18 protein-coding genes and 1 pseudogene are annotated in these 23,397 nt (G+C 65.3%); 10 read left to right on the top strand and 9 right to left on the bottom strand.

Going from position 1 to position 23,397, the window contains the following annotated elements; all coding sequences use genetic code 11:
* Positions 1–244 precede the first annotated feature (244 nt).
* The 5 genes from hpnD (at position 245) to NCS00_RS20125 (ending at position 5,631) form a co-directional block, all read left to right on the top strand.
* Positions 245–1,093: a presqualene diphosphate synthase HpnD gene (gene hpnD / locus NCS00_RS20145; RefSeq protein WP_250436266.1), complete on the top strand. Its 849-nt coding sequence runs from the start codon at positions 245–247 to the stop codon at positions 1,091–1,093.
* Positions 1,093–2,367 carry a hydroxysqualene dehydroxylase HpnE gene (gene hpnE / locus NCS00_RS20140; protein WP_250440823.1) on the top strand — a complete coding sequence of 425 codons (1,275 nt, stop codon included), beginning with the start codon at positions 1,093–1,095 and terminating at the stop codon, positions 2,365–2,367. Before hpnD ends, hpnE begins: the two co-directional genes overlap by 1 nt.
* Positions 2,367–4,346, top strand: a complete 1,980-nt coding sequence (gene shc / locus NCS00_RS20135) for a squalene--hopene cyclase (protein WP_250440822.1) — start codon at positions 2,367–2,369, stop codon at positions 4,344–4,346. Before hpnE ends, shc begins: the two co-directional genes overlap by 1 nt.
* A gap of 26 nt (positions 4,347–4,372) precedes the next feature.
* The gene (locus NCS00_RS20130; protein ID WP_239295351.1) at positions 4,373–5,029 is read left to right on the top strand and encodes a phosphorylase; all 657 of its coding nucleotides are present in this window, start codon (positions 4,373–4,375) and stop codon (positions 5,027–5,029) included.
* A gap of 128 nt (positions 5,030–5,157) precedes the next feature.
* Positions 5,158–5,631: an acyl-CoA thioesterase gene (locus NCS00_RS20125; protein WP_250440821.1), complete on the top strand. Its 474-nt coding sequence runs from the start codon at positions 5,158–5,160 to the stop codon at positions 5,629–5,631.
* Positions 5,632–5,675: 44 nt separating this feature from the next.
* On the opposite strand, the gene NCS00_RS20120 is transcribed toward NCS00_RS20125, so the two are convergent.
* Both NCS00_RS20120 and hpnN read right to left on the bottom strand, forming a co-directional pair.
* Positions 5,676–6,650, bottom strand: coding sequence for an MlaA family lipoprotein (locus NCS00_RS20120; protein ID WP_175982338.1), 975 nt, complete (start codon positions 6,648–6,650; stop codon positions 5,676–5,678).
* Positions 6,647–9,307 carry a hopanoid transporter HpnN gene (hpnN, locus tag NCS00_RS20115; protein WP_250440820.1) on the bottom strand — a complete coding sequence of 887 codons (2,661 nt, stop codon included), beginning with the start codon at positions 9,305–9,307 and terminating at the stop codon, positions 6,647–6,649. The genes NCS00_RS20120 and hpnN overlap by 4 nt, the downstream gene beginning before the upstream one ends.
* 213 nt (positions 9,308–9,520) lie before the next feature.
* Here hpnN and NCS00_RS20110 point away from each other — a divergent pair, with 213 nt between their 5' ends.
* Positions 9,521–10,138 (top strand): MlaC/ttg2D family ABC transporter substrate-binding protein, encoded by a 618-nt coding sequence (locus NCS00_RS20110; RefSeq protein WP_175982336.1) that lies wholly within the window; start codon positions 9,521–9,523, stop codon positions 10,136–10,138.
* 27 nt (positions 10,139–10,165) lie between these two features.
* On the opposite strand, the gene NCS00_RS20105 is transcribed toward NCS00_RS20110, so the two are convergent.
* Complete coding sequence (locus NCS00_RS20105; RefSeq protein WP_008354278.1) at positions 10,166–10,804, bottom strand: response regulator; 639 nt, start codon at positions 10,802–10,804, stop codon at positions 10,166–10,168.
* Positions 10,794–12,221 carry a cache domain-containing protein gene (locus tag NCS00_RS20100; RefSeq protein ID WP_250436190.1) on the bottom strand — a complete coding sequence of 476 codons (1,428 nt, stop codon included), beginning with the start codon at positions 12,219–12,221 and terminating at the stop codon, positions 10,794–10,796. The genes NCS00_RS20105 and NCS00_RS20100 overlap by 11 nt, the downstream gene beginning before the upstream one ends.
* 195 nt (positions 12,222–12,416) lie before the next feature.
* On the opposite strand from NCS00_RS20100, the gene NCS00_RS20095 reads away from it, so the two are divergent.
* The 3 genes and pseudogenes from NCS00_RS20095 to NCS00_RS20085 all read left to right on the top strand — a co-directional run.
* Positions 12,417–14,501 carry a carbon starvation CstA family protein gene (locus NCS00_RS20095; RefSeq protein ID WP_008354280.1) on the top strand — a complete coding sequence of 695 codons (2,085 nt, stop codon included), beginning with the start codon at positions 12,417–12,419 and terminating at the stop codon, positions 14,499–14,501.
* 11 nt (positions 14,502–14,512) lie between these two features.
* Positions 14,513–14,707: a YbdD/YjiX family protein gene (locus NCS00_RS20090; protein WP_008354281.1), complete on the top strand. Its 195-nt coding sequence runs from the start codon at positions 14,513–14,515 to the stop codon at positions 14,705–14,707.
* A gap of 79 nt (positions 14,708–14,786) precedes the next feature.
* A pseudogene (locus NCS00_RS20085) lies at positions 14,787–14,894 on the top strand (PIN domain-containing protein); the annotation flags it as partial.
* Positions 14,895–14,960: 66 nt separating this feature from the next.
* Here NCS00_RS20085 and hpnH read toward each other — a convergent pair.
* Positions 14,961–16,115 (bottom strand): adenosyl-hopene transferase HpnH, encoded by a 1,155-nt coding sequence (hpnH, locus tag NCS00_RS20080; RefSeq protein WP_250440819.1) that lies wholly within the window; start codon positions 16,113–16,115, stop codon positions 14,961–14,963.
* Positions 16,116–16,128: 13 nt separating this feature from the next.
* Positions 16,129–17,091, bottom strand: a complete 963-nt coding sequence (gene ispH / locus NCS00_RS20075) for a 4-hydroxy-3-methylbut-2-enyl diphosphate reductase (RefSeq protein ID WP_008354283.1) — start codon at positions 17,089–17,091, stop codon at positions 16,129–16,131.
* 431 nt (positions 17,092–17,522) lie between these two features.
* On the opposite strand from ispH, the gene NCS00_RS20070 reads away from it, so the two are divergent.
* The gene (locus NCS00_RS20070) at positions 17,523–18,725 is read left to right on the top strand and encodes a glycosyltransferase (protein ID WP_008354285.1); all 1,203 of its coding nucleotides are present in this window, start codon (positions 17,523–17,525) and stop codon (positions 18,723–18,725) included.
* Positions 18,726–18,735: 10 nt separating this feature from the next.
* Here the strand turns inward: NCS00_RS20070 and NCS00_RS20065 are convergent, their stop codons facing one another.
* The 3 genes from NCS00_RS20065 to NCS00_RS20055 form a co-directional block, all read right to left on the bottom strand.
* Positions 18,736–19,254: a hypothetical protein gene (locus NCS00_RS20065; RefSeq protein ID WP_008354286.1), complete on the bottom strand. Its 519-nt coding sequence runs from the start codon at positions 19,252–19,254 to the stop codon at positions 18,736–18,738.
* Positions 19,255–19,358: 104 nt separating this feature from the next.
* Positions 19,359–20,870, bottom strand: a complete 1,512-nt coding sequence (locus NCS00_RS20060) for a tetratricopeptide repeat-containing glycosyltransferase family protein (protein WP_250440818.1) — start codon at positions 20,868–20,870, stop codon at positions 19,359–19,361.
* Between the two features lie 149 nt (positions 20,871–21,019).
* Positions 21,020–23,266 carry an NADP-dependent isocitrate dehydrogenase gene (locus NCS00_RS20055; RefSeq protein ID WP_250440817.1) on the bottom strand — a complete coding sequence of 749 codons (2,247 nt, stop codon included), beginning with the start codon at positions 23,264–23,266 and terminating at the stop codon, positions 21,020–21,022.
* Between the last annotated feature and the right edge of the window lie 131 nt (positions 23,267–23,397).

Raw genomic sequence — 23,397 nt, 5'->3', positions numbered from 1 at the left:
GCGCCTGAATCCGCCCCTGAAACCGCGCCCGATGCGCCGCGCCATGTCCCGCGCGGCTCCGGCGCAATCGGGCAAAGTATTGATATACTCTTTGCCGCTTCCGGCGCAGTCGCAGCCGGCTCGCGCCGGCTTTCTTCCTTGATCGTCCCGCTCAGCGCCAGGTGGTTCCGCGCGCGCCGGGCCGCGTCGGGTCCGGCGCCCGATCTCTTAATTTGCCCGTGGGGGCGCCACAGCGGAGTTCGTCTTGGCCGTTTCCAACATCATCGCTGACGATCCTGCCCCCGACGCCGCGAAAACGTCGTCGGGAAGCTCGTTTTATCTCGCGATGCGTATCCTTCCGGCTGCGCAGCGCGACGCGATGTACCAGATTTACGCGTTCTGCCGCGCGGTCGACGACATCGCCGACGAAGGCACGCTGCCGCGCCGCGAGCGCGCGCTCGCGCTCGACCAGTGGCGCGAGGACATCGATGCGTGCTACGCCGGCGCGCCGAAGAAATCGCTCGAAGCGCTCACGCAGCACATCCAGGCTTTCCGGCTTTCCCGCGACGACTTCCACGCCGTGATCGACGGCATGGCGATGGACGCCGCCGGCGATATCGTCGCACCCGACGAAGCCACGCTCGACCTCTATTGCGACCGCGTGGCGAGCGCCGTCGGCCGGCTGTCGGTGAGGATCTTCGGGATGCACGAGGACGCCGGCCGGCGGCTCGCGCATCATCTGGGGCGCGCGCTGCAACTCACCAACATCCTGCGCGACATCGACGAAGACGCCGAAATCGGCCGCGTGTATCTGCCGCGCGAGTTGCTCGCGCGCGAAGGCATTTCGACGAGCGATCCGGCGAGCATCGTCGGCGACGCACGCCTGCCGCGCGTGTGCGCCGTGCTGGCCGAGCGCGCGAAGGGCCACTACGCGCAGTCCGACGCGATCATGGCGGCTTCGCCGCGATCGCAGGTGCGCGCGCCGCGCATCATGTCGGCGGCGTATCGCACCGTGCTCGACGCCAATCTCAAACGCGGTTTCGACCTGCCGCGCACGCGCGTGCGGACGCCGCGCTCGCGCCTGCTGTGGATCGTGGCGCGCAATCTGATCTGATGTCCCGGCGGGTTTTCGTCGTCGGAGCGGGCATCGCCGGTCTTGCCGCCGCGGTCGAGGCGCAACGGCGCGGCGCGCGCGTCGTGCTGCTCGACGCCGCGCCTCACGCGGGCGGACGCTGCCGCTCTTTCTTCGATACGAAGCTCGGCGTCACGCTCGACAACGGCAATCATCTGCTGCTTTCGGGCTACCAATCGACGATGGCGTACCTGCGCGCGATCGGCGCAACCGATACGCTGATCGGCCCGACGCAGCCCGACTATCCTTTTTTCGATGTCGCGAGCGGCGACGCGTGGACGATCCGCATGTCGTCCGGACGCCTGCCGCGCTGGATCTTCGATGCCGACGCGCGCGTGCCCGGCACGCAGCCGGCCGACTACCTGCCGTTTCTGCCGCTCCTGTGGGCGAAACCGGGCCGCACGGTCGAAGAATGCGTGCGGCGCAAGGATCGCGTATGGAACCTGCTCGCGCGCCCGCTCTTGCGCGCGATGCTCAGCGCCGATCCGTCCGAGGCGAGCGCGGAACTCGCGGCCGGCCTGCTGCGCGAAACCGTCGCGCAAGGCGGCCAGGCGTGCCGTCCGCTCATCGCGAGAAGCGGGTTGTCGCACGCGTTCGTCGAGCCCGCGCTGCGGCTCTTGCAGTACGGCGGCGCGGAGATCCGGCTCGGCTCGCGCGTCGCGGCCGTCGGGGTATCCGGCACGGATTCGACGGAGCGTGTAAGCTCGCTCGCTTTCGACGGCGCAGACCCGCTGACGCTCGCGCCCGGCGACGGCGTGGTGCTCGCCGTGCCGCCCGATGCGGCCCGGCGCCTCGTGCCGGGGTTGAGCGCGCCGGACGCATCGCGCGCGATCGTCACCGTGCATTTTGCCGTCGATGCACCCGTGGGCTTCGAGCCGCTGACGTGTCTCGTCAACGGCATGTCGGACCGGCTTTTCGCGGCCGACGGACGGCTCTCGGTCACGCTGTCGAGCGCCGGCCAATGGCTCGCGACGCCGCACGAAGAGCTCGCGCAGGCGGTCTGGCGCGAAGCGGCGAAGGCCGTGCGGATGCCCGCCGTGCCGACGCCGCCCTGGCAAGTCGTCGTCGATGAACATGCGACGTTTGCCGCCGTGCCGGCGCAGGAAGGCTTGCGGGCCGCCACGCGCACCCGCTGGCGCAATTTCACGCTCGCGGGCGACTGGACGGCGACCGGCCTGCCCGCGACGATCGAAGGCGCGATCCGCTCCGGCCAGAAGGCCGCGGATGCGCTGTTGAATCAATCGATGGAACGCTGATGAACGATTTATCCCTTTCGGCCGTGGGCGCGCAGGTGTCGGGCGCGCCGCTCGACGCCGCCGTCAACCACGCCACCGATGCGCTGCTCGCGGCGCAACATCCGGAAGGCTACTGGCTCTACGAACTCGAAGCGGACGCAACGATTCCCGCCGAATACGTGCTGCTCGTCCACTATCTCGGCGAGACCGCCGACGAAAAGCTCGAAGCGAAGATCGGCCGCTATCTGCGCCGCATTCAGCGCGAGGACGGCGGCTGGCCGCTTTTCACCGACGGCGCGATGGATGTCTCCGCGACCGTGAAGGCGTATTTCGCGCTGAAGATGATCGGCGATTCGCCCGACGCACCGCACATGGAGCGCGCCCGCGCAGCAATCCTCGCCGCGGGCGGCGCGGAGAAAGTGAACGTGTTCACGCGTATCCTGCTCGCGCTGTTCGGCGTCGTGTCGTGGCGCGCGGTGCCGATGATGCCCGTCGAGATCATGCGTCTGCCGATGTGGTTCCCGTTCCATCTGTCGAAGGTGTCGTACTGGGCGCGCACGGTGATCGTGCCGATGCTCGTGCTCAACGCCAAGCGCCCGCGCGCCCGCAATCCGCGCGGCGTGCGTATCGACGAAGTGTTCACGAACCCGCCGGTCAATACCGGGATGCCGTCGCGCGCCGGGCACCAGAGCCGCGGCTGGTTCGCCTTTTTCCGCGTGGTCGATTCGATTCTGCGCGTCGCCGATCCGCTTCTGCCGAAAGCCGGCCGCGAACGCGCGATCGATGAAGCCGTGCGTTTCGTCGACGAGCGGCTGAACGGCGAGGACGGCCTCGGCGCGATTTTCCCGGCGATGGCCAACTCGGTGATGATGTACGACGTGCTCGGCTATCCGCCCGAGCATCCGAACCGCGCGATCGCGCGCAAGTCGCTCGACAAGCTGCTCGTCATCGACCCGGCCGACGACGGCGAAGCGTATTGCCAGCCGTGTCTGTCGCCGGTGTGGGACACGTCGCTCGCGGCGCACGCGCTGCTCGAAACCGGCGTGCCGAAGGCGCGCGCGGCGGTCCGGCGCGGCCTCGACTGGCTGGTGCCGCTGCAGATTCTCGACGTGCGCGGCGACTGGATTTCGCGCCGCCCGGACGTGCGGCCCGGCGGCTGGGCGTTCCAGTTCGCGAACCCGCACTATCCGGATGTCGACGACACCGCCGTCGTCGCGATGGCGATGGAACGCGCCGATCGCGAAAACGGCACGGCGCTGTACGGCGAGTCGATTGCGCGCGCGCGCGAATGGGTCGTCGGCATGCAGAGCAGCGACGGCGGCTGGGGCGCGTTCGAGCCCGAAAACACGCAGTTTTACCTGAACAACATCCCGTTCTCGGATCACGGCGCGCTGCTCGATCCGCCGACCGTCGACGTTTCCGCGCGCTGCCTGTCGATGCTCGCGCAACTCGGCGAGACGTCGTTGAACAGCGAGCCGGCGCGTCGCGCGTTCGAGTACATCGTGCGAGATCAGGAGCGCGACGGAAGCTGGTACGGGCGCTGGGGCATGAATTTCATCTACGGCACCTGGTCGGCGATGTCCGCGCTGAACGCGGCGGGCGTCGCGCCGACGGACACGCGCATGAAGCGCGCGGCGGACTGGCTCATCGGCATCCAGAACGACGACGGCGGCTGGGGCGAGGACGGCGACAGCTACAAGCTCGACTATCGCGGTTATGAGCAGGCGCCGAGCACCGCGTCGCAGACGGCGTGGGCGCTGCTCGGGCTGATGGCGGCCGGTCTCGTCGAGCATCCGGCGGTCGCGCGCGGCGTCGGCTATCTGCTGAAGACGCAGCAAAAGCACGGCCTGTGGGATGAAACGCGCTTCACCGCGACCGGTTTTCCGCGCGTGTTCTATCTGCGATACCACGGCTATCGCAAGTTCTTCCCGCTGTGGGCGCTCGCGCGCTATCGCAATCTGACGCGCGACGGGCTCACGCGCGTGACGGCGGCGATGTGAACGCGCCCGTCGTCGCCGTGACCGGCATGGCGTTCGAGGCGAAGATCGTGCGCGGACGCGGCGTCGATGTCGTATTCGCGGCGCGCGCCGATCTGCTCGAGCGCGCGCTGTCCGATGCGCTCACGCGCGGCTGTTCGGGGATCGTCAGCTTCGGCACGGCGGGCGGGCTCGCACCGGATCTGAAGCCGGGCGCGCTGATCGTCGCCGACAGCGTGTGCGGTCCTTTCGGCGAGCTGCATACCGATGCGGCGTGGTCGGCGCGCATCGTCGATGCGTTCGCGGGCACGCCCGTCGAGCGCGTCACGCGGCGCGGCAAGACGGCTGGCGTCACGGCGCCCGTCAAGACCGAGGCGGAAAAGCGCTCGCTGCATTCGTCGACGGGCGCGCTGGCCGTCGATATGGAATCGCATATCGCCGGGGCCATCGCGACGGCGCGCGGCTTGCCGTTCGCAGTGTGCCGCGCCGTGGTCGATCCCGCGTGGCGAACGTTGCCGACCGCCGCGACGGCCGGTTTGCGCGATGACGGCACGACGGCGATCGGTCCGATTTTGCGCGAATTGGTCCGCGATCCCGCGCAGTTGGGCGCGCTTCTGCGCCTTGCATCCGATGCCCGCGCCGCCCGCGCGACGCTCGTGCAGGCGCGGCACGCGATGGAATCGGCGCGGGCGTTGGTGGTGGCATAGCGCTTCGGTCTCATCCCTTGCTTTCTGCGGGTTAACCCTCATCTCGGTATAATCAGGGAAAACCCTGATCGAGCGCGCGTCTACAAGAACTCCGCGACGCGCGCAGCAATGAAAGCGAGGTACCGCAAATGAATTTCCACACCCGTAAATGGGTCAAGCCCGAAGACCTGAACCCGAACGGCACGCTCTTCGGCGGCAGCCTGTTGCGCTGGATCGACGAAGAAGCCGCGATCTACGCCATCTCGCAGCTGGGCAATCAGCGCGTCGTGACCAAGTTCATGTCGGAAATCAACTTCGTGAGCTCGGCGCGGCAGGGCGACATCATCGAACTCGGCATCACCGCGACGCAATTCGGCCGCACGTCGATCACACTGCGCGCCGAAGTGCGCAACAAGATCACGCGAAAAAGCATTCTGACCGTCGAGAAGATGGTGTTCGTCAATCTGAACGAACAGGGCGAGCCCGCGCCGCACGGCCGGACGCAAATTCGCTACGCGGATGAATTGTTCGAAGCCTATCGCCGCGATCAGGGCGTCGTCGAAGCGCCGAAAGTGTCGCGCGACGACTTGCTCGAAGAAGTCGCGGAAGAAGCCGCACATTAAAGAGAAAACGGGCGCCGAAGCGCCCGTTTCGTTTTACGAGCTCGTCACTTCGCAGGCTGCGCTGCGGGATCGTCGTACTGCGGCAATCCCTGCGCCTTGCTCGAACTCGGCGACGGCTGAGTCTTCGGCGCGTTCTCTTCCGGCGCAGGCGATTTCCCGCCGACGCCACCGGCCGGCGATGCCGCCGCGCCCGGATCCACATACGTCGGCAAGCCTTGCTCCGTGCTGCCGCCGCCGGTTTCGCCCGGCGCGCTCGCGCCTTCGGGCGCCGATGCGCCTTCGTCGCCGTAGTCGGGCAGCGAGCTCGCGCCGCCGCCCGTCAGCAGATACTGACGCCGCTGCGTATACGCGTCGCGCACGAACGCGTATTTGTCGAGGGCGGCAGCGGAAAGCAGATCGGTCGCGCCGATCAGGTCGGCCCGCGCGCTCACGAAGTTCAGGCCGAAGAGCGGCCAGCGAATCTCCGCATCGGAATAGCTCAACGGATTCACGCGCCAGTCGACGAGCCACGTCGTCGAGTCGCGGAACGAGCTCGGGCCGAGCAGCGGCAGCACCAAATACGGTCCCGATGGCATGCCGTAGTGCCCGAGCGTCAGCCCGAAATCCTGATGATGCTTCGGCAGACCCGCCGGCGATGCGATATCGATCAGACCGCCGATGCCGAATACCGAGTTCATCGCGATACGCATCAGATCTTGCGTCGCATCGGTGATCTTCAACTGCAGCAGGTTGTTCGCGAAGTTGGAGAAATCGCCGAGATTCGAGAAGAAGTTGCTGACGGCCGTGCGGAACGGGCTCGGCGTGTAATCGACGTAGAACTGCGCGACCGGCTTGGCGACATAGGTATCGAGCGTGTCGTTGAACGTGAAGATCTTGCGGTTCATCGGTTCGAGCGGATCCTTCGGATTGCGATCCGGGCCGGTCGCGCATCCCGTCGTCGCGAGCGCGCCCACAATCGCGAGACTCAAGCCCAATTTACGCACAGCACGAGCGGTCAAAGCCGTCGATCCCGACTTCATTCTTCAATTCCTCTTAGGTTGTCATGTCGTTGCGCCGCCCTGAGCTTCGCGCGCGCCGCCGCGCGCACCTTGCGCGGCTTGCCCATCAATACCGGCTGAAAGACCACCGCGCCGATCAGCGTGCAAAAGAGCGACAGCGCCAGCAGCCGTCCCATGCTGGACGTGCCCGGATGATGGGAAAACCAAAGGCTGCCGAATGCGGTCGCGGTCGTGGCCGCACTGAACATAACGGCATGCGTGAGACTGGACTGAAGCAGCCGGGTCTGGCCGGAACGCCACGCCATCACGAAATAGATCTTGAAGGCGACGCCGACGCCCAGCATGAGCGGCAACGCGATGATGTTCGCGAAGTTGAGCGGCATCCTGAAGACGACGCACAATTCCAGCGTGACGATCGCGGAAACGAGCAACGGTACCAAAGTTCTCAGAACGTCGCCAAAACGGCGCAGCGCGATCCACAGCAGCACCGCGATCGCGATCAGCGAATAGAGCGCCGCCTGCTCGAACGCTTTGATGATCGTTTCCGCCGAATGACGCACGGAGATCGGCCCGCCGATCGCGTTCGGCTCGGCTTTCTGCACGGCATCGGCGAAGTGCGCGAGCAGCGCGTCGTCGTTGGGATCGACGCCAGGCGGAATCTTCGGCGCGACATCGACGAGCGCCTGGCCGTTCGGCGTCACGAACGACGCGACCATGTGCGGCGGCAGCGTTTCGCGCGTGATCTCCGCCGGCGTGAGCAGCGCGCGCAATTGCGCGAGCGCGATACGCAGCGGCTCGGCCATCGCATGCTCGGCGCGATCGCGCGTCGCGGCGTCGGCTTGCGCCAGCTTCGCGAGCGTTTCGGACAGATGCTTCGCTTCCTTATCGCCCGGACCGGGATGCTCGTCGGCGGCGAGCGAAAGCTGGCTCGATACGCGCTTCAACGCCGCCACGCGCACGGCGTCCGTCACGGGCGAGGCCGTCTGCTGGTCGAGCGCGGGCAAAAGCTGATCGGCGGCGGCCTCGATCAGTTCGAGCTTCTTCGGCTGATCGCCGGGAATGAGCGACGAGAGCGTCGTGGCGCTGCCGACTTCCGGCAGCTTCTTCAGCTTCGCGGCGATGGCATCCGCATCGGCGAGCGAGGGCGCGAGCACGGCGACGTCGTTCACCGCGCCTTCCGGCGAGTCCTGCAGCGAGATGAGCGTCGCCATCGACTCGGTGTGCGGATCCTTCAGATGCAGCGGATTGAAGTCGAATCGCAGATTGAAGAGCAGCGGCAGCGCGCCGATCACGATGACGAGCGTGCCGATCAGCACCGGCTTGCGATGCCTGTCGAGGAACTCGTCGACGGGCGCAAGAATCGGAAAGCCCGGCGATTGCGCTTCGCCCGGCGGCGCGAACACCTTGATGAGCGCGGGCAGCAGCGTCATGTTGGTGGCATACGCGACGAACATGCCGACGCCCGCGATCAGCCCCAGCTCCGACACGCCGCGATACGCGGTCGGCAGAAACGAGAAGAAGCTCGCGGCGGTCGCGGCGGCGGCGAGCGTGAGCGGCACCGCGACATGGCGCGCGGTTTCCGCCAGCGACACATCGAGCCGCTTGTGCTTGTAGCGCTCTTCGCGATACTTCACGCCGAACTGGATGCCGAAGTCCACGCCGAGTCCGACGAAGAGCACCATGAACGCGACCGAGATCATGTTGAGCGCGTGGACCATCATGAGTCCGAGCGCCGCCGTGATCGCGAGCCCGACGAAAAGCGTGATGAACACCGCGAGGATCATGCGCTTGGAACGCAGCGCGACCCAGAGGATCATCAGCACGACGAGGAAGGTCAGCACGCCGTTGAGCACGGCGCCGTCCTGCACGGACGCGAACTCTTCGTCGGCGAGCGGCTGCGCGCCCGTCAGATGCAGCGTCGCGCCGTACTTCTTGTCGATGCCGAGTTCCGCCGCCTTCGCGCGAATCTCTTCCGAGGTGCCCGCCGCCGCCTTCAGCGCGTTGAAGTTCAACTCCGGCAACACGGTGACAAACGCGCGCCCGGGCGCATCGTTCGGCGATGAATCCGCGAGGCCGCGCCACGAGAACGCCGCCGGCTGATTCGCCAGCACGCGATCGAGCACGGTCGCGCTCTTGCCGAGCAAGCCGGCCATCTGGCCGAGATTGACCTGTCCGAGCGTCAGCGGCAGGTTGAGCGTGGTGTTGAGCGTCTGCGCGAGGCCGGTGAGCGTCGGGTCGTGCGCGAGCGTATTGATGAGCGGACGCGCCTGCACGAGCTGTTTCGTGACCTGCTCGACCTTCTCCGTCGGGAGATAAAGCAGTCCGTTGTGCTCGAAGAACTCGCCGCCCGCCGGTTGCGACACCGACCTGAAGCGCTCCGGCTCTTTCGCGAGCGCGGCGGCGAGCGCGCTTGCGGCGGCATCGGCGAATTCCTGCGCGGGCGCCTGAACGACGATCAGCAATGCCGCGCCGCGCTGCGGAAACGCTTCCTCGATGGCCTTGCTGCGCGCGGCCCACTCCGGCTCCGTCTCGATCAGCTGGCTGACGTCGGTGCTGATCTTGAAGTGATGGACGACATAAATCGTGGACAGCACGCCGAGCAGCAGCGAAACGGCGATAATCCACGCCGGCCGGCGAATGGCGAGGGTGACGAAGCGAGTAATGTTGGACGTCAGCATGAAGACGTTACCTGGAGTGCCTGTTATTTTTGCGCGCGCGAGCGCGTGAATCGCATGATGCCGCGCAAGTATACCGGGCGCACTGAACGGTCCGTCCTTGAACTGTTACGCTGGCAAGGTGTCGATATACTGACTCGCAGCCGCCTGGCCGCTCCTGCAACGTCCGAAGGCCGCACTACCCGCGCCACCAAACCTGATTAGAGAACGGGTGCCATGAAACGCTATCTGTCTATTTGCTTCGCTTTCCTCCTTGCCTCGATGTCTTTCACAGGCGAGGCATTCGCACAAACGAGTCCCGATGCCGTCGTCAAGAATGCCGTCGAAGGCACGGTCAAGGCCATGAAGGCCGACCCGCAGGCGCGCGGCGGCGACATGGCGAAGATCACGCAACTCGTCGAGACGCGTTTCCTGCCCGCCACCGACTTCCAGCGCACGACGCGCATCGCGGTCGGCAAGGCGTGGGCGACCGCCACGCCCGAGCAGCAGAAGCAGCTTTACGACCAGTTCCAGACGCTGCTGGTCCGCACCTACGCGGCATCGCTCGCGCAGCTCCGCGATCAGGACGTGACCTTCAAGTTCGACGCGCCCAACGTCGACGCCAACGCGAAGGACACCGTCGTCGAATCACATGTCATTTCCACGGGCGGCGACAATCCGGTGCGCTATCGCCTGCAGAAGACACCGCAGGGCTGGAAAATCTATGACATCGACATGATGGGCGCATGGCTCATCCAGGTCTATCAGCAACAATTCGTCGGTCAGCTGCAAAAGGGCGGCGTCGACGGTCTCATCAAGTTCCTTTCCGAGCATAACGCCCGTTCCGCGGGCTGATCGCTCTCTGTCAGGGCGGGCCGGGCTTCAGGTGCGGCGGTGCTCCACCGCGAATTTGATGAGTTCGGCCTGTCCGTCGATATCCAGTTTGCGCTTCATGTTCTGTCGATGCGTTTCCACCGTCCGCACCGACAGCCCATGCTGCTGCGCAATCTGCTTGCTCGATAAGCCTTCGGCGAGCGCATCCAGAATGTCGAGTTCGCGCGGCGTCAGGCGTTCGAGCGGCGTCTGCATCGACTGTGCCTGGATCATGCGCGCGGCCAGCCCGGCACTGAAAAACGTCTTGCCGGCGAGCACCGCGCCGATCGCCTGAATGATCTCGGCGGCGGGCGAATCCTTCAGCACGTAGCCGCTCGCGCCCGCGCGCACCGCCTGCTTCACGTATTCCACGTTGTCGTGCATCGACAGCATCAGCACGCGGATACCCGGATGCCGCTCGTGGAACAGCGCCGCGAGTTCGATTCCGCTCATGCCGGCCATGCCGACGTCCATTAGCGCGAGATCGGGCGGATTCGCTTCGTCGGCGGCGAGCGCGAGCGCTTCCTTCGCGTTGCCGGCCTCGCCGATCACGCGCAGATGCGGCACGGAGTCGAGCCGCGCGCGCAAGCCGTCGCGCACGAGCGGATGGTCGTCGACCAGAATGATGCGGGCGATTTCAGCGCTCATCGGTATGTCCTTGAAGATTCGGTGCGGCGAGCGGCAGCGGTACGCGCGCCACGATAGACGTGCGGCCCGGCTGCGAGTCGATCGCGAGCGTGCCGCCGAGCGTGTCGAGCCGCTCGCGCATGTTGCGCAGGCCGATGCCGCTCGCCGGATCGGAAAACGCGTCGTGCGCGTCGAAGCCCCGGCCGTTGTCGGTGATGTCGAGCGTGACGGCGTGCGTCGCGATATCGAGCGTGACCGCCGCGCGCGAAGCCTGCGCGTGCCGCGCGACGTTGGTCAGCGCTTCCTGCGCGATGCGGAAGAGCACGGTATTGACGGGATCGGGCAGCGTCGCGCGTTGCGGTGCACAAGGCTTGCCCTCGGCGGTCGCTTCGAAGCGCACTTCGGGGCCGTCCTGTCCGTCGAATTCGCGCGCGAGCTGTTCGAGCGCGGCGGCGAGGCCGAGATCGTCGAGCATCGCGGGACGCAGCGCGTGCGAGATGCGGCGCACTTCGCGCAGCGTGCCGGAAAGGCGTCCGAGGCTCGTCGCGAGCGCGGCTTCGGCGGTCGGTTCGCGCGCCGCGCTCCGTTCGAAACGCGCCAGCGCCGATTCGAGCAGCAGCTTCACGGAGACGAGCATCTGGCTGATGCCGTCGTGCAATTCGCGCGATAGCCGCGCGCGTTCCTGTTCCTGCGAATCGACGACTTGCCGCGCGAGGCGCTTCAACTTCGCGTCCGCGCTGCGGTGCTCGCTGATGTTGAGCACCGCGCCGCACACCGCGATGATCGCGAGCCCGAAAAGCGCGATCGCGCCGATCCACATGAGCGTGCGGCGGATATTCCCGGCTGCCTGCGAATCGATGCGCGCGAGCGTCGTCTCGACATCTTCCAGATAGATGCCCGTGCCCATCATCCAGCCCCAGCGTTCGAGCGGCACGACATAGCCGAGCTTCGGCGCGATCAGTCCGGTCGACGGACGCCGCCACACGTAGCGCACATAGCCGCCGCCTTTCGACGCCTGTTGAATCAGTTCCTGGATGGTCAGCGCGCCGTTCGGATCGCGCATGAGCCAGAGATCGCGTCCGACGAGATCCGGCTGGCGCGGATGCATCAGCGACGTGCCGCGCATCGTGTAGACGAAAAAGTAGCCGTCCTGCCCGAAGTCGAGACGTTGAAGCGCGTCGAGCGCGAGGCGGCGGCGTTCGTCGTCGCTGCGCGGATCGTCGGCGGGTGCGTCGTAATAAGGCGCGATCGCGCTCGTCGCAATCTCGACGTAATGGCGCAGTTCGATCTCCTTGCTCGACAGGTACGCGGCCTGCGTCGTGTCGTGCTGCGCTGCTGCGAGCGCTTGCGCCTGCTGGCGCACGCCGTAGGTGATGCCGCCGATCGCAAGCGCGAACGGCACGATCGCGAGCAGGAAGATCTTTGCCTTGAGATTCATCGATACAGGGTGTTCACATTCGAAGCCGCGGCGCGCCGCTTGCTGGAAACACAGGGTTTTCCGGTACGTGAAGCCACGTAGCGCGCATAAGTAGTTATGCGCTTGTAAGCGCCCGGGCGAAAGCGAATACTACCGCCCAATGCGCTATCACGGCGCAATCATCGGCCCGGAAGGGTCAATAACTAAGGAGACGCCATGAATCGGGCTTCCGGATTCCTGGTCTGGATCGCGCTCGCGCTACTGGGCGCGTTCGCATTCGGCACCATCGCGCTCGCGCACGGCGAGCGGATTAGCGCACTATGGATCGTCATCGCGGCGGTCTGCGTCTATCTCATCGCTTACCGCTTCTACTCACGCTTCATCGCGACGAAAGTGCTGCAGCTCGACGGCCTGCGCATGACGCCGGCCGTTCGTCACAACGACGGTCTCGACTACGTGCCGACCAACAAGTACGTGCTGTTCGGCCATCACTTCGCGGCGATCGCGGGCGCGGGTCCGCTCGTCGGCCCGGTGCTGGCGGCGCAGATGGGCTACACGCCCGGCATGCTGTGGATTCTCGCGGGCGTGGTGTTCGCGGGCGCGGTGCAGGACTTCGTGGTCCTGTTCATCTCGACGCGCCGCGATGGCCGCTCGCTCGGCGATCTCATCAAGATGGAACTCGGCACCGTGCCCGGCGTGATCGCGCTGTTCGGCGCGTTCCTCATCATGGTGATCATTCTCGCGGTGCTCGCGCTGATCGTCGTGAAGGCGCTGACGAATTCGCCGTGGGGCACGTTCACGGTTGCCGCGACGATTCCGATCGCGCTCTTCATGGGTGTCTATACGCGCTACATTCGCCCGGGACGCATCGGCGAGGTTTCCATCATCGGCTTCGTCGGTCTGATGCTCGCGATCGTGTACGGCGGACAAGTCGCCGAATCCGCGACGCTCGCGCCGTACTTCACGTTCACCGGCGTGCAGCTCGTGTGGATCCTGATCGGCTACGGTTTCGTGGCGTCGGTGCTGCCGGTATGGCTGCTGCTCGCGCCGCGCGATTATCTGTCGACGTTCCTCAAGATCGGCACGATCCTCGGCCTCGCGATCGGGATTCTCATCGTCGCGCCCGAACTGAAGATGCCGGCCTTCACGAAGTTCGTCGATGGCACGGGTCCCGTGTGGTCGGGCAATCTGTTCCCGTTCCTCTTCATCACGATCGCATGCGGCGCGGTGTCGGGCTTCCACGCGCTGATCTCGTCGGGCACGACGCCCAAGATGATCGACAACGAAGTCAACATGCGCTTCATCGGCTACGGCGCGATGCTGATGGAATCGTTCGTCGCGATCATGGCGCTCGTCGCCGCGTGCGTGATCGAACCGGGCGTCTACTTCGCGATGAACAGCCCGGCCGCGCTGCTCGGCTCGACGCCCGAAGCGGTCGCGCAGACCGTCTCGGGCTGGGGCTTCGTGCTGACGCCCGACATGCTGACGTCGACGGCGAAGGCGGTCGGCGAGACGACCATCGTCGCGCGTGCCGGCGGCGCGCCGACGCTCGCGGTCGGCATGGCGCACATTCTTCATCAGGTGATCGGCGGCCCGGCGATGATGGCGTTCTGGTATCACTTCGCCATTCTGTTCGAGGCGCTGTTCATCCTCACCGCCGTCGATGCGGGCACGCGCGCCGGCCGCTTCATGCTGCAAGACTTGCTCGGCACGTTCCACCCGGCGCTGCGCCGCACGGAATCGCTGCCGGCCAACCTCGTCGCGACGGGCCTGTGCGTCGCCGCGTGGGGCTACTTCCTGTATCAGGGCGTGGTCGATCCGTTCGGCGGCATCAACACGCTGTGGCCGCTCTTCGGCATCTCGAATCAGATGCTCGCGGGCATCGCGCTGATGCTCGGCACCGTGGTGCTGTTCAAGATGAAGCGCGAACGCTATGCGTGGGTCACGCTCGTGCCGACTGCGTGGCTGCTCATCTGCACGTTGACGGCCGGCTGGCAGAAGATTTTCGATGCGAATCCGAAGGTCGGCTTCCTCGCGCACGCCGGCAAGCTGAAGGACGCCTACGACGCGGGCAAGGTGATGGCGCCGGCGAAGTCGCTCGCGGAAATGCAGCGCATCATCTTCAACGATTACGTCGATGCGGCGCTTGCCGGCCTGTTCATCTTCGTGGTGTTGAGCATCGCGGTATATGGCGTGCTGGCCGTGCTGCGGGCGCGTCGCGAAGCGAAGCCGACCGTGCGCGAAACGCCGTTCGAAGCGATGCCTTCCGGCGCTTCCACCGCGGTGCGCGCGGGCCACTAAGGAGTCGAGCGATGTTCAGCGATCTTCGGCAGGCAGGACGGTATCTCGGCCAGACGATGCGTCTGATGGTCGGGATGCCCGATTACGACGCATATGTCACGCACATGCAGACGACGCATCCCGACAAGCCGGTGATGAGCTACGCGGAGTTCTTCCGCGAGCGGCAGGAGGCGAGGTACGGGTCGGGAGCGGGGAAGTGCTGCTGAGTTGATGCTGCTGGGTGGTGATTGAAGATAACGCGACGGTGAGAGCCGTCGCGTTTTTTTTGGGCGCTGCGCGAGGTGCGATCCAGCCGACCGCATGATAGTCGCGACGGCGCGTTCGCTATCCGCTCCGCTGGTGACCAAGGACCGGCAGATTCGAAGGTACGAACACGTCAGGACCATCTGGTAGCAGAGAAATCAAAAAGGGCGAATGACCCAAGCCATTCGCCCTTTCCACGCTCCGTTCAACCGAAGCTCAATTCACCGCCGCCGCCGTCTTCGCGCCCTTGTTCTTCTGCGCGCGGCCGATCTCTTCCAGCTTGATCTCGACGTGCTTCGAGAACACGTACTCGGCCGGACGCTGCTTGTCGATCGGCAGATCCTTCGCGAACGCGCCCGTCGTGCGCGGGCCCGACAGCGCGATCTTCGCGGCCTTCAGCGGATGCGCCACCGTGTCCATCACGGCGGTCGCCTCGAAGCCGCAGTGGACCATGCAGTCCGCGCACTTCTCGTACTTGCCCGTGCCGTACTTGTCCCAGTCGGTGGTTTCCATCAGTTCCTTGAAGGTCTTCACGTAACCTTCGCCGACCAGATAGCACGGCTTCTGCCAGCCGAACACCGTGCGCGCCGGGTTGCCCCACGGCGTGCATTGATACGTCTGGTTGCCCGCGAGGAAATCGAGGAACAGCGTCGACTGGCTGAACGACCAGTTCTTGCCGTTGTTGCCGCGCTTGAAGATTTCGCGGAACAGGTTCTTCGTCTTTTCGCGATTCAGGAAGTGCTGCTGATCCGGCGCGCGCTCGTAGGCATAGCCCGGCGAAACCGTGATGCCGTCCACGCCGATCGGACCGAGCGTGTCGAAGAACTTCGCGACGCGTTCCGGCTCCGCATCGTTGAACAGCGTGCAGTTGATGTTCACGCGGAACCCGCGGCGCTTCGCTTCCTTGATGGCCGCGACAGCCTTGTCGTACGTGCCCGGCTGCGAAACCGAGCGATCGTGCGCCTCGCGATCGCCGTCGAGATGCACGGACCAGACGAAGTACGGGCTCGGCTCGTAATCGTCCATCTTCTTTTCCATCAGGAGCGCGTTCGTGCAGAGATACACGAACTTCTTGCGCGCCATGATGCCCTTCACGATCTGCGGCATTTCCTTGTGCAGCAGCGGCTCGCCGCCCGCGATCGACACGACCGGCGCGCCGCATTCGTCGACGGCTTCGAGGCATTCCTGCAGCGACAGACGCTGGTTCAGGATCGGATCCGGATAGTCGATCTTGCCGCAGCCGTTACAGGCGAGATTGCAGCGGAACAGCGGTTCCAGCATCAGCGCGAGCGGGTAACGCTTGGTGCCCGTCAGGTGTTGCTTGAAGATATAGGCGCCAACGCGGGCCTTCTGGAGCATCGGGATAGACAATTGTGTCCTCTCCTTATTCTTCGCGAACCGCGGCTGCCGCAACGGCGGCGACCGGCTGAGTGAGCTTCGCGGGGAGTTTGAATTCGACCTTTTCCTCGCGGCCGTTCATCGTCGTGACTTCGACGTGTCCGAACGCGCGCAGGGCATCGATCACATGTTTGACCATTTCCTCGGGCGCCGAAGCGCCCGCGGTGATGCCGACCGTTTGCACGTCGGCAAACCATTCCGGCTTGATCTCCGAACCGTCCGCGACGAGATAGCTCGGAACGCCGCTCTCGGCGCCGATTTCCCGCAGGCGGTTCGAATTGGAACTGTTGGTGGCGCCGACCACGAGCAGCACATCGACTTGCGTGCTCAGCTCGCGCACGGCGGCCTGGCGATTCTGAGTCGCGTAGCAGATGTCGCGCGTGTCCGGGCCGACGATATCCGTGAAGCGGCGCTGCAAGGCATCGATGATGCCGCGCGTGTCGTCCACGGAAAGCGTCGTCTGCGTCACATAGGCGACGGGCGTATCGGGCGCGAGCGTCATTGTCGCGACTTCGGCTTCGCTCTGCACCAGCACGACGACGCCGGGAATCTGCCCGATCGTGCCTTCGACTTCCGGATGACCCGCATGGCCGATCAGAATGAGCGTGCGCCCCTGCGATACATACTGGCGGCCCTGCACATGAACCTTGGTGACGAGCGGGCAGGTCGCGTCGAGCACGTCGAGCCCGCGCGTCCGCGCATCTTTCTCGACGCTCTGCGCGACGCCGTGCGCGCTGAAAATCGCGACCGCGCCGTGCGGCACTTCATCGAGTTCTTCGACGAACTTTGCGCCCTTGCTGCGCAGGTTGTCGACCACATGACGGTTATGAACGATCTCGTGACGCACATAAACCGGTGCGCCATGCCGTTCGAGGGCCCGATCGACGATTTCGATCGCACGGACCACGCCCGCACAAAAGCCGCGGGGTTGAGCAAGGATGATACGCATATTCGAACGAACTCCGACTGGCGCGGGTCTCGGGTTAGCCGGCGCGAAGCTCGCACTTTCCCGAAGACCTGGCCACGAACGACGCTCGGAAGCGTCAGGAAGGCCGGGGAAAGCAGACCGGAAAAAAAGACACGGTGGGGTCGGTCTGCGCGCCGAAGTTGACCGCGTATTCTAACGCGTTCCCTTTTTGGGTGCTCAATGCCCGCTTCACTTCGCGACGCGCTTCGGCACACGCAAATACGGCGATTTTGAGAACCCAGTAAACTGTCGGACGCTTCGGACCGCATGGCGGCGAGATCCGCGCCACGCGCCCTTGCCGCGCGGCCTCGCGGACCGGCTCGCCGCGCTGTTTCCCCGGTGTATTTTTCGCGCAACGCCGGGTCCATCGCGCGCATCGGCTGCGCCACTGTTTTCAAGCTAATCGTTTACTCATGCTATTGATCGCCTGGCTGTCTTTCTTGATCTGGATCGTGCTGCTGTTCGCCCGCGGCGGATTCTGGCGCGCGCAACCCGCGCCGGCGCTATCCGATACGACGATCCACGCTGTCGGCAACGCCGAGATCGCGCGCCGCGGCGCATGGCCCGCGCTCGTCGCCGTCGTGCCTGCGCGCAACGAAGCCGACGTCATCGGCCGCGCGGTCGGCTCGCTGCTCAAGCAGGACTATGCGGGCGCGTTCCATGTGATCGTCGTCGATGACCACAGCACCGACGGCACCGCGAACGTCGCGCTCGCCGCCGCCCGCGATCTCGGCCTCGAAGACCGTCTGACGATACTGACCGCGCAGCCGCTGCCGCCGGGCTGGTCGGGCAAGGTGTGGGCGCAGTCGCAGGGCATCGGCGCGATCGACAAGCTCGGCCTGCCGGCGGAATTCCTGCTGCTCACGGACGCGGACATCCACCATCCGGCCGATGCCGCCACGCAACTCGTCGCGCGCACGATTCTCGAAGACCGCGATCTGGTCTCGCTGATGGTCCGTCTGCGCTGCGATTCCCTTTGGGAAAAGGCGCTGATTCCGGCGTTCGTCTTCTTCTTCGCGAAGCTTTATCCGTTCGAATGGGTCAACGACGCGAAGAAGGCGACCGCCGGCGCGGCAGGCGGCTGCATGCTGGTGCGCCGTTCGGCGCTCGTGGAGGCGGGCGGGATCGAATCGATCCGGCAGGAACTGATCGACGATTGCAGTCTCGCCGCGCGCATCAAGCATCGCGCGGGCCGCAACGACGCGCGCCCGATCCGCCTCGATCTCGCCGAGCACAGCGTGTCGCTGCGTCCGTACGATAGCTGGCGGGACATCTGGAACATGATCGCGCGCACGGCGTTCACGCAATTGCGCTATTCGCCTCTGCTGCTTGCCGGCACCGTGCTCGGTATGGCGGTGATCTATCTCGCGCCGCCGGTGCTCGCGCTGGCATACGGCGCGAGCGCGTGGCCCGCATGCGCCGCGTGGGCGCTGATGTGCATCGCCTATGGTCCGATGCTGCGCTATTACCGCAGATCGCTGTTGTGGGCGCCGCTCCTGCCGCTCGTCGCGTTGTTCTACGTCAGCGCGACGATCGGCTCGGCCGTGCGGTACTGGAGCGGGAAGGGCGGGCAATGGAAGGCGCGCGTGCAGGCGCCGACGCAGGAAGGTTCGTAAACGCGGCTTCTCACTTCTTCGTCAACATGGCATACAGCTCGATGACCATGTTCGGCGAGAACGTGAACGGCACCCAGCCGTGCCCGGCGTGGCGCAAGACCAGCAGGCGGTCGCCGTTCGCGTATTTCTGCGTCGCCATGACGGGATTCTTCGTGGCGGCGAAGCGCCATCCCGGTGCAATGCCCGCAGGCTGATCCGGCGACATCGACGCGCGCACGTTCGACAATTCCTCGATCAGTTCCGACACACCTTCCGGGCTCAGCTTCACCGTCTTGCCCGCGATCGTCATTTCGACCGCATCGCGCTCCGGGCGCGACACGACGAGCGTCGGGGGCTCGTTCAGCGCGGGCGGTTCGGCGGGCGCGTCGGCATCGACCGGTTCGCGCACATCGCGCAAAGCGGGCGGTTCGTCCGATACGGCGGGCGGAGCGGCAGGCGAGCCGGCGGATGAGCGCGCGGATGCGGCAGCGGTCTGAAGGAGCGTATCGAGGCTCGACTCCAGCGCGCCGAGCTGGTCTTGTAGATTCATGCGAGTGTGTCTGTAACGTGCGTGCTAGCAGTGAGGCCCCGATTCTACCCGCTGGACTTCTCCGATACCGCCACACCTTGTAACGAAATGCACGCAACCGTGTGTCAGACGACGCGCTCGCCGAGGTTTTCGAGTTCGGTGCGCACGCGCGTCAGCACGTCGGTCCAGTCGCCGCGCTTCGTCTGCGTGAAGAGGCGCATGTCCGGATACCACGGCGTGTCGTCGCGATCGCGCAGCCACCGCCAGCAGCCCGCGAAGCGATTCAGCAGCCAGACGCGCTTGCCCATCGCGGCGGCGAGATGCGCGACCGACGTATCGACCGCGATCACGAGATCGAGTCCGTCGATGAGCGCGGCCGTGTCCGCGAAGTCGCCGACGCGGTCCATCCAGTCGGCGATCTGGCCGGCGAACGCGGGCGGCAGTTGCTTGTCGGCGTGCTCGGCCTTTTGCAGGCTGATCCATCGCACGCCGCGATACGAGAGCAGCGGCGCGAGCGTTTCCGGCGCGATGCTGCGCCGTTTGTCGCCGCGCGAATGCGTGTGGCCGCCCGCCCAGACGAGACCGACCGCCGGCATCGAGCGCTCGCCGATTCGTTCCGCCCAGAAACGCGCGCGTTGGGGATCGGCGCGCAGATAGGGCGTCGGCGCGGGAATATTGCCGATGCGCGTGCCGAAACACATCGGCAAGGACATCAGCGGGCAATGGTGCGTCCACACGGACAGATCGACGGCGTCTCCGTCGACGAGAACGATGTTCGGCCAGCGCGCGCACAGCGATTCTTCGAAGAGCCGCCGCAGCGGCGTCGGACAGACATAGCCGACGCGCGCGAAGCGTTCCAGCGCCATCGGCAGGTAGCGGCAGAATTGCAGCGCATCGCCGAAGCCTTGTTCGTGCAGCACGAGCAGGCTCGCGCCGGCGGGAAGCGGGCCGCCGCGCCAGAGCGGAATCGGCAACTCGGGCGCGCGTGCGCCGAGCGTCTGACCGTCCGTCTGAAAGCTTGCCCAACGGTGCTCGAAATGCGGCCACGCTTCGTCGTAGCGTCCCGCCGCGAGCAGCGCATGGCCGAGATTGCTGTGCGCTTCGAGGTTGTCCGGATCGAGCGCGATGGCGGCTTTCGTATGCTCGATTGCCGTGTCGAGATCGCCCAGACGGTTGAGTACCGCGCCCAGATTGTTATGCGATGCCGCGTGATCCGGCCGATGCCCGAGCGCTCGCCGATAACTCTGCGCCGCCGCTTCCATCTGCTCGTCGAGTTGCAACGCAAGTCCGAGGTTGAACCAAAGCAGGGCGATGTCGCCGTAATCCGGAAAGCGCTCATCGGCGATGCGCAGTCCGAGGCGCGCGCTTTGCGCCGCGGCCGGGAAGTCGCGCAGGTGCAGCTGCGTCACGCAAAGCGAGTTGCAAAAGCCCGGATGCGCGGAAAGTTCGATGGCGCGTGCGAGCCACGTTCGCGCGTCTTCCGGCTTGCGCAGCGCCAGCGCGATCAGGCCGCGCAGATGAAGCGCATCGGCGTTGCGCGGATTCTCGGCGATGGCTTCATCGGCCAATTCGACGGCGATGCCAAACGCGTGCTCCGCATAAGCTCGACTGGCGCGCTGGATGAGATCGTTCTGCATGAGGTTTCCTGTCGGGGCGGACAGTGTATGCAGAGGCGAACCGGCGTCTGTAAAGATCGTTGGATGCGGCGCGCGCAAAAAAAACCGGCATGCCCGAAGGCGATGCCGGTTTCATCACCGAAGCGCGAATGAACGCGCTTCAGCCCAACTTACTTCGCGCGCACCTGTTCGAGCGCGGCATTGAACGTCTTGCTCGGACGCATCACGGCTTCGAGCTTCTTCTCGTCCGGCTTGTAGTAGCCGCCGATATCCACCGCATTGCCCTGCACGGCGGCGAGTTCATCGACGATCTTCTGCTCGTTCTCGGCCAGCGTCTTTGCGAGCGGCGCGAACTGCTCGGCGAGCGCCTTGTCTTCCGACTGCGACGCGAGTTCCTGCGCCCAGTACATCGCGAGATAGAACTGGCTGCCGCGATTGTCGAGCTGGCCGGTCTTCGGCGACGGGCTCTTGTTGTTGTCGAGCAGCTTGCCGGTGGCCGAATCGAGCGCCTTCGCGACGAGCTTCGCACGCGCGTTGTCGTTCTTGATGCCGAGCTCTTCCAGCGACACCGCCAGCGCGAGGAATTCGCCGAGCGAGTCCCAGCGCAGATGGTTTTCCTGCACGAGCTGCTGAACATGCTTCGGCGCCGAGCCGCCCGCGCCCGTTTCGTACAGGCCGCCGCCCGCCATCAGCGGAACGATGGAAAGCATCTTCGCGCTCGTGCCGAGTTCCATGATCGGAAACAGGTCGGTGAGGTAGTCGCGCAGGATGTTGCCCGTGACCGAGATCGTGTCCATGCCGCGGATCACGCGTTCGAGCGTGTAACGCATCGCGCGCACTTGCGACATGATCTGGATGTCGAGGCCGGTCGTGTCGTAATCCTTCAGGTACGTCTCGACCTTCTTGATGAGTTCGGCTTCGTGCGGACGATACGGGTCGAGCCAGAACACGGCCGGCGTGCCCGAGTTCTTCACGCGCGTGACGGCGAGCTTCACCCAGTCGCGGATCGGCGCGTCCTTCACGAGGCACATGCGCCAGATGTCGCCCTTCTCGACTTCCTGCGTCAGCCCTTCGAGGACTTCGCCCGTCGCGTTGTCGACGATGCGCGCCGTGCCGTCTTCCGCGATCTCGAACGTCTTGTCATGCGAGCCGTACTCTTCCGCCTTTTGCGCCATCAGGCCGACGTTCGGCACCGTGCCCATCGTCTTCGGATCGAACGCGCCGTTGGTCTTGCAGAAGTTGATGATTTCCTGATAGATGCGCGCGAACGTGCTTTCCGGAATCAGGCACTTCGTGTCTTGCGGACGGCCGTCGGCGCCCCACATCTTGCCGCCCGCGCGGATCATCGCGGGCATGGATGCGTCGACGATCACGTCGTTCGGCGCGTGCAGGTTCGAGATGCCCTTGGCCGAATCGACCATGGCGAGCGCCGGGCGCTTCTCGTGGCACGCGTGCATGTCGCGGATGACTTCATCGCGTTGCGATTCCGGCAGTGCTTCGATCTTCGTGTACAGATCGACGAGACCGTTGTTCACGTTGATGCCGAGTTCTTCGAAGAGCTTGCCGTGCTTGGCGAACGCGTCCTTGTAGAACACCTTCACGGCGTGGCCGAAGACGATCGGGTGCGAGACCTTCATCATGGTCGCCTTGACGTGCAGCGACAGCATGACGCCCGTGTCGAACGCATCCTGCATCTGGTCTTCGTAGAACTCGACGAGCGCCTTCTTGCTCATGAACATGCTGTCGACGATCTCGCCTTCCTGCAGCTTGACCTTCGGCTTCAGCACGATGGTTTCGCCGCGCTTCGTCACGAGTTCCATGCGCACTTCGCGGGCTTTATCGTTCGTGATGGACTTTTCGCCGTGATAGAAGTCGCCGTGTTTCATGTGCGCGACGTGCGTGCGCGACGCCATGCTCCACTCGCCCATGCTGTGCGGATGCTTCTTCGCGTAGTTCTTCACGGCGAGCGGCGCGCGGCGGTCCGAGTTGCCTTCGCGCAGCACCGGGTTCACGGCCGAGCCGAGGCACTTGCCATAGCGCGCGCGGATGGCCTTTTCTTCGTCGTTTTTCGGCTCTTCGGGATAGTCGGGCAGCTTGTAGCCCTTGCTTTGCAGTTCCTTGATCGCGCTCGTCAGCTGATGCAGCGACGCGCTGATGTTCGGCAGCTTGATGATGTTGGTGTCGGCGTCCTGCGTGAGTTCGCCGAGCTTCGCGAGGTTGTCGGGGACCTTTTGCTCGTCGGTCAGGAATTCGGGGAATTCGCCGAGGATGCGGGCCGCGACGGAGATGTCGCTCGTCTCGATGTTGACGCCCGCCGGCGCGGTGAAGGCACGGATGATCGGCAGAAAGGCGCTGGTCGCGAGCAGCGGAGCTTCGTCGGTCAGGGTGTAGATGATGGTGGGTTGCTGATTACTCATCGCTTGTCTCGACATCCGAAAACAGGTTGGAAAAAACCGCCGGCCTCGTCACCCCTCCGGCAACAAACCGCTATTCTGCCTGATTTTGCAGGGCGCGCGTGTGAATTTCGGCTTGCGAAATTGGCCAAAAC

The sequence above is a fragment of the Caballeronia sp. AZ1_KS37 genome (assembly GCF_023631165.1).
GTDB lineage: Bacteria > Pseudomonadota > Gammaproteobacteria > Burkholderiales > Burkholderiaceae > Caballeronia > Caballeronia zhejiangensis.
This window is presented reverse-complemented; position numbering and strand designations above follow the sequence as displayed.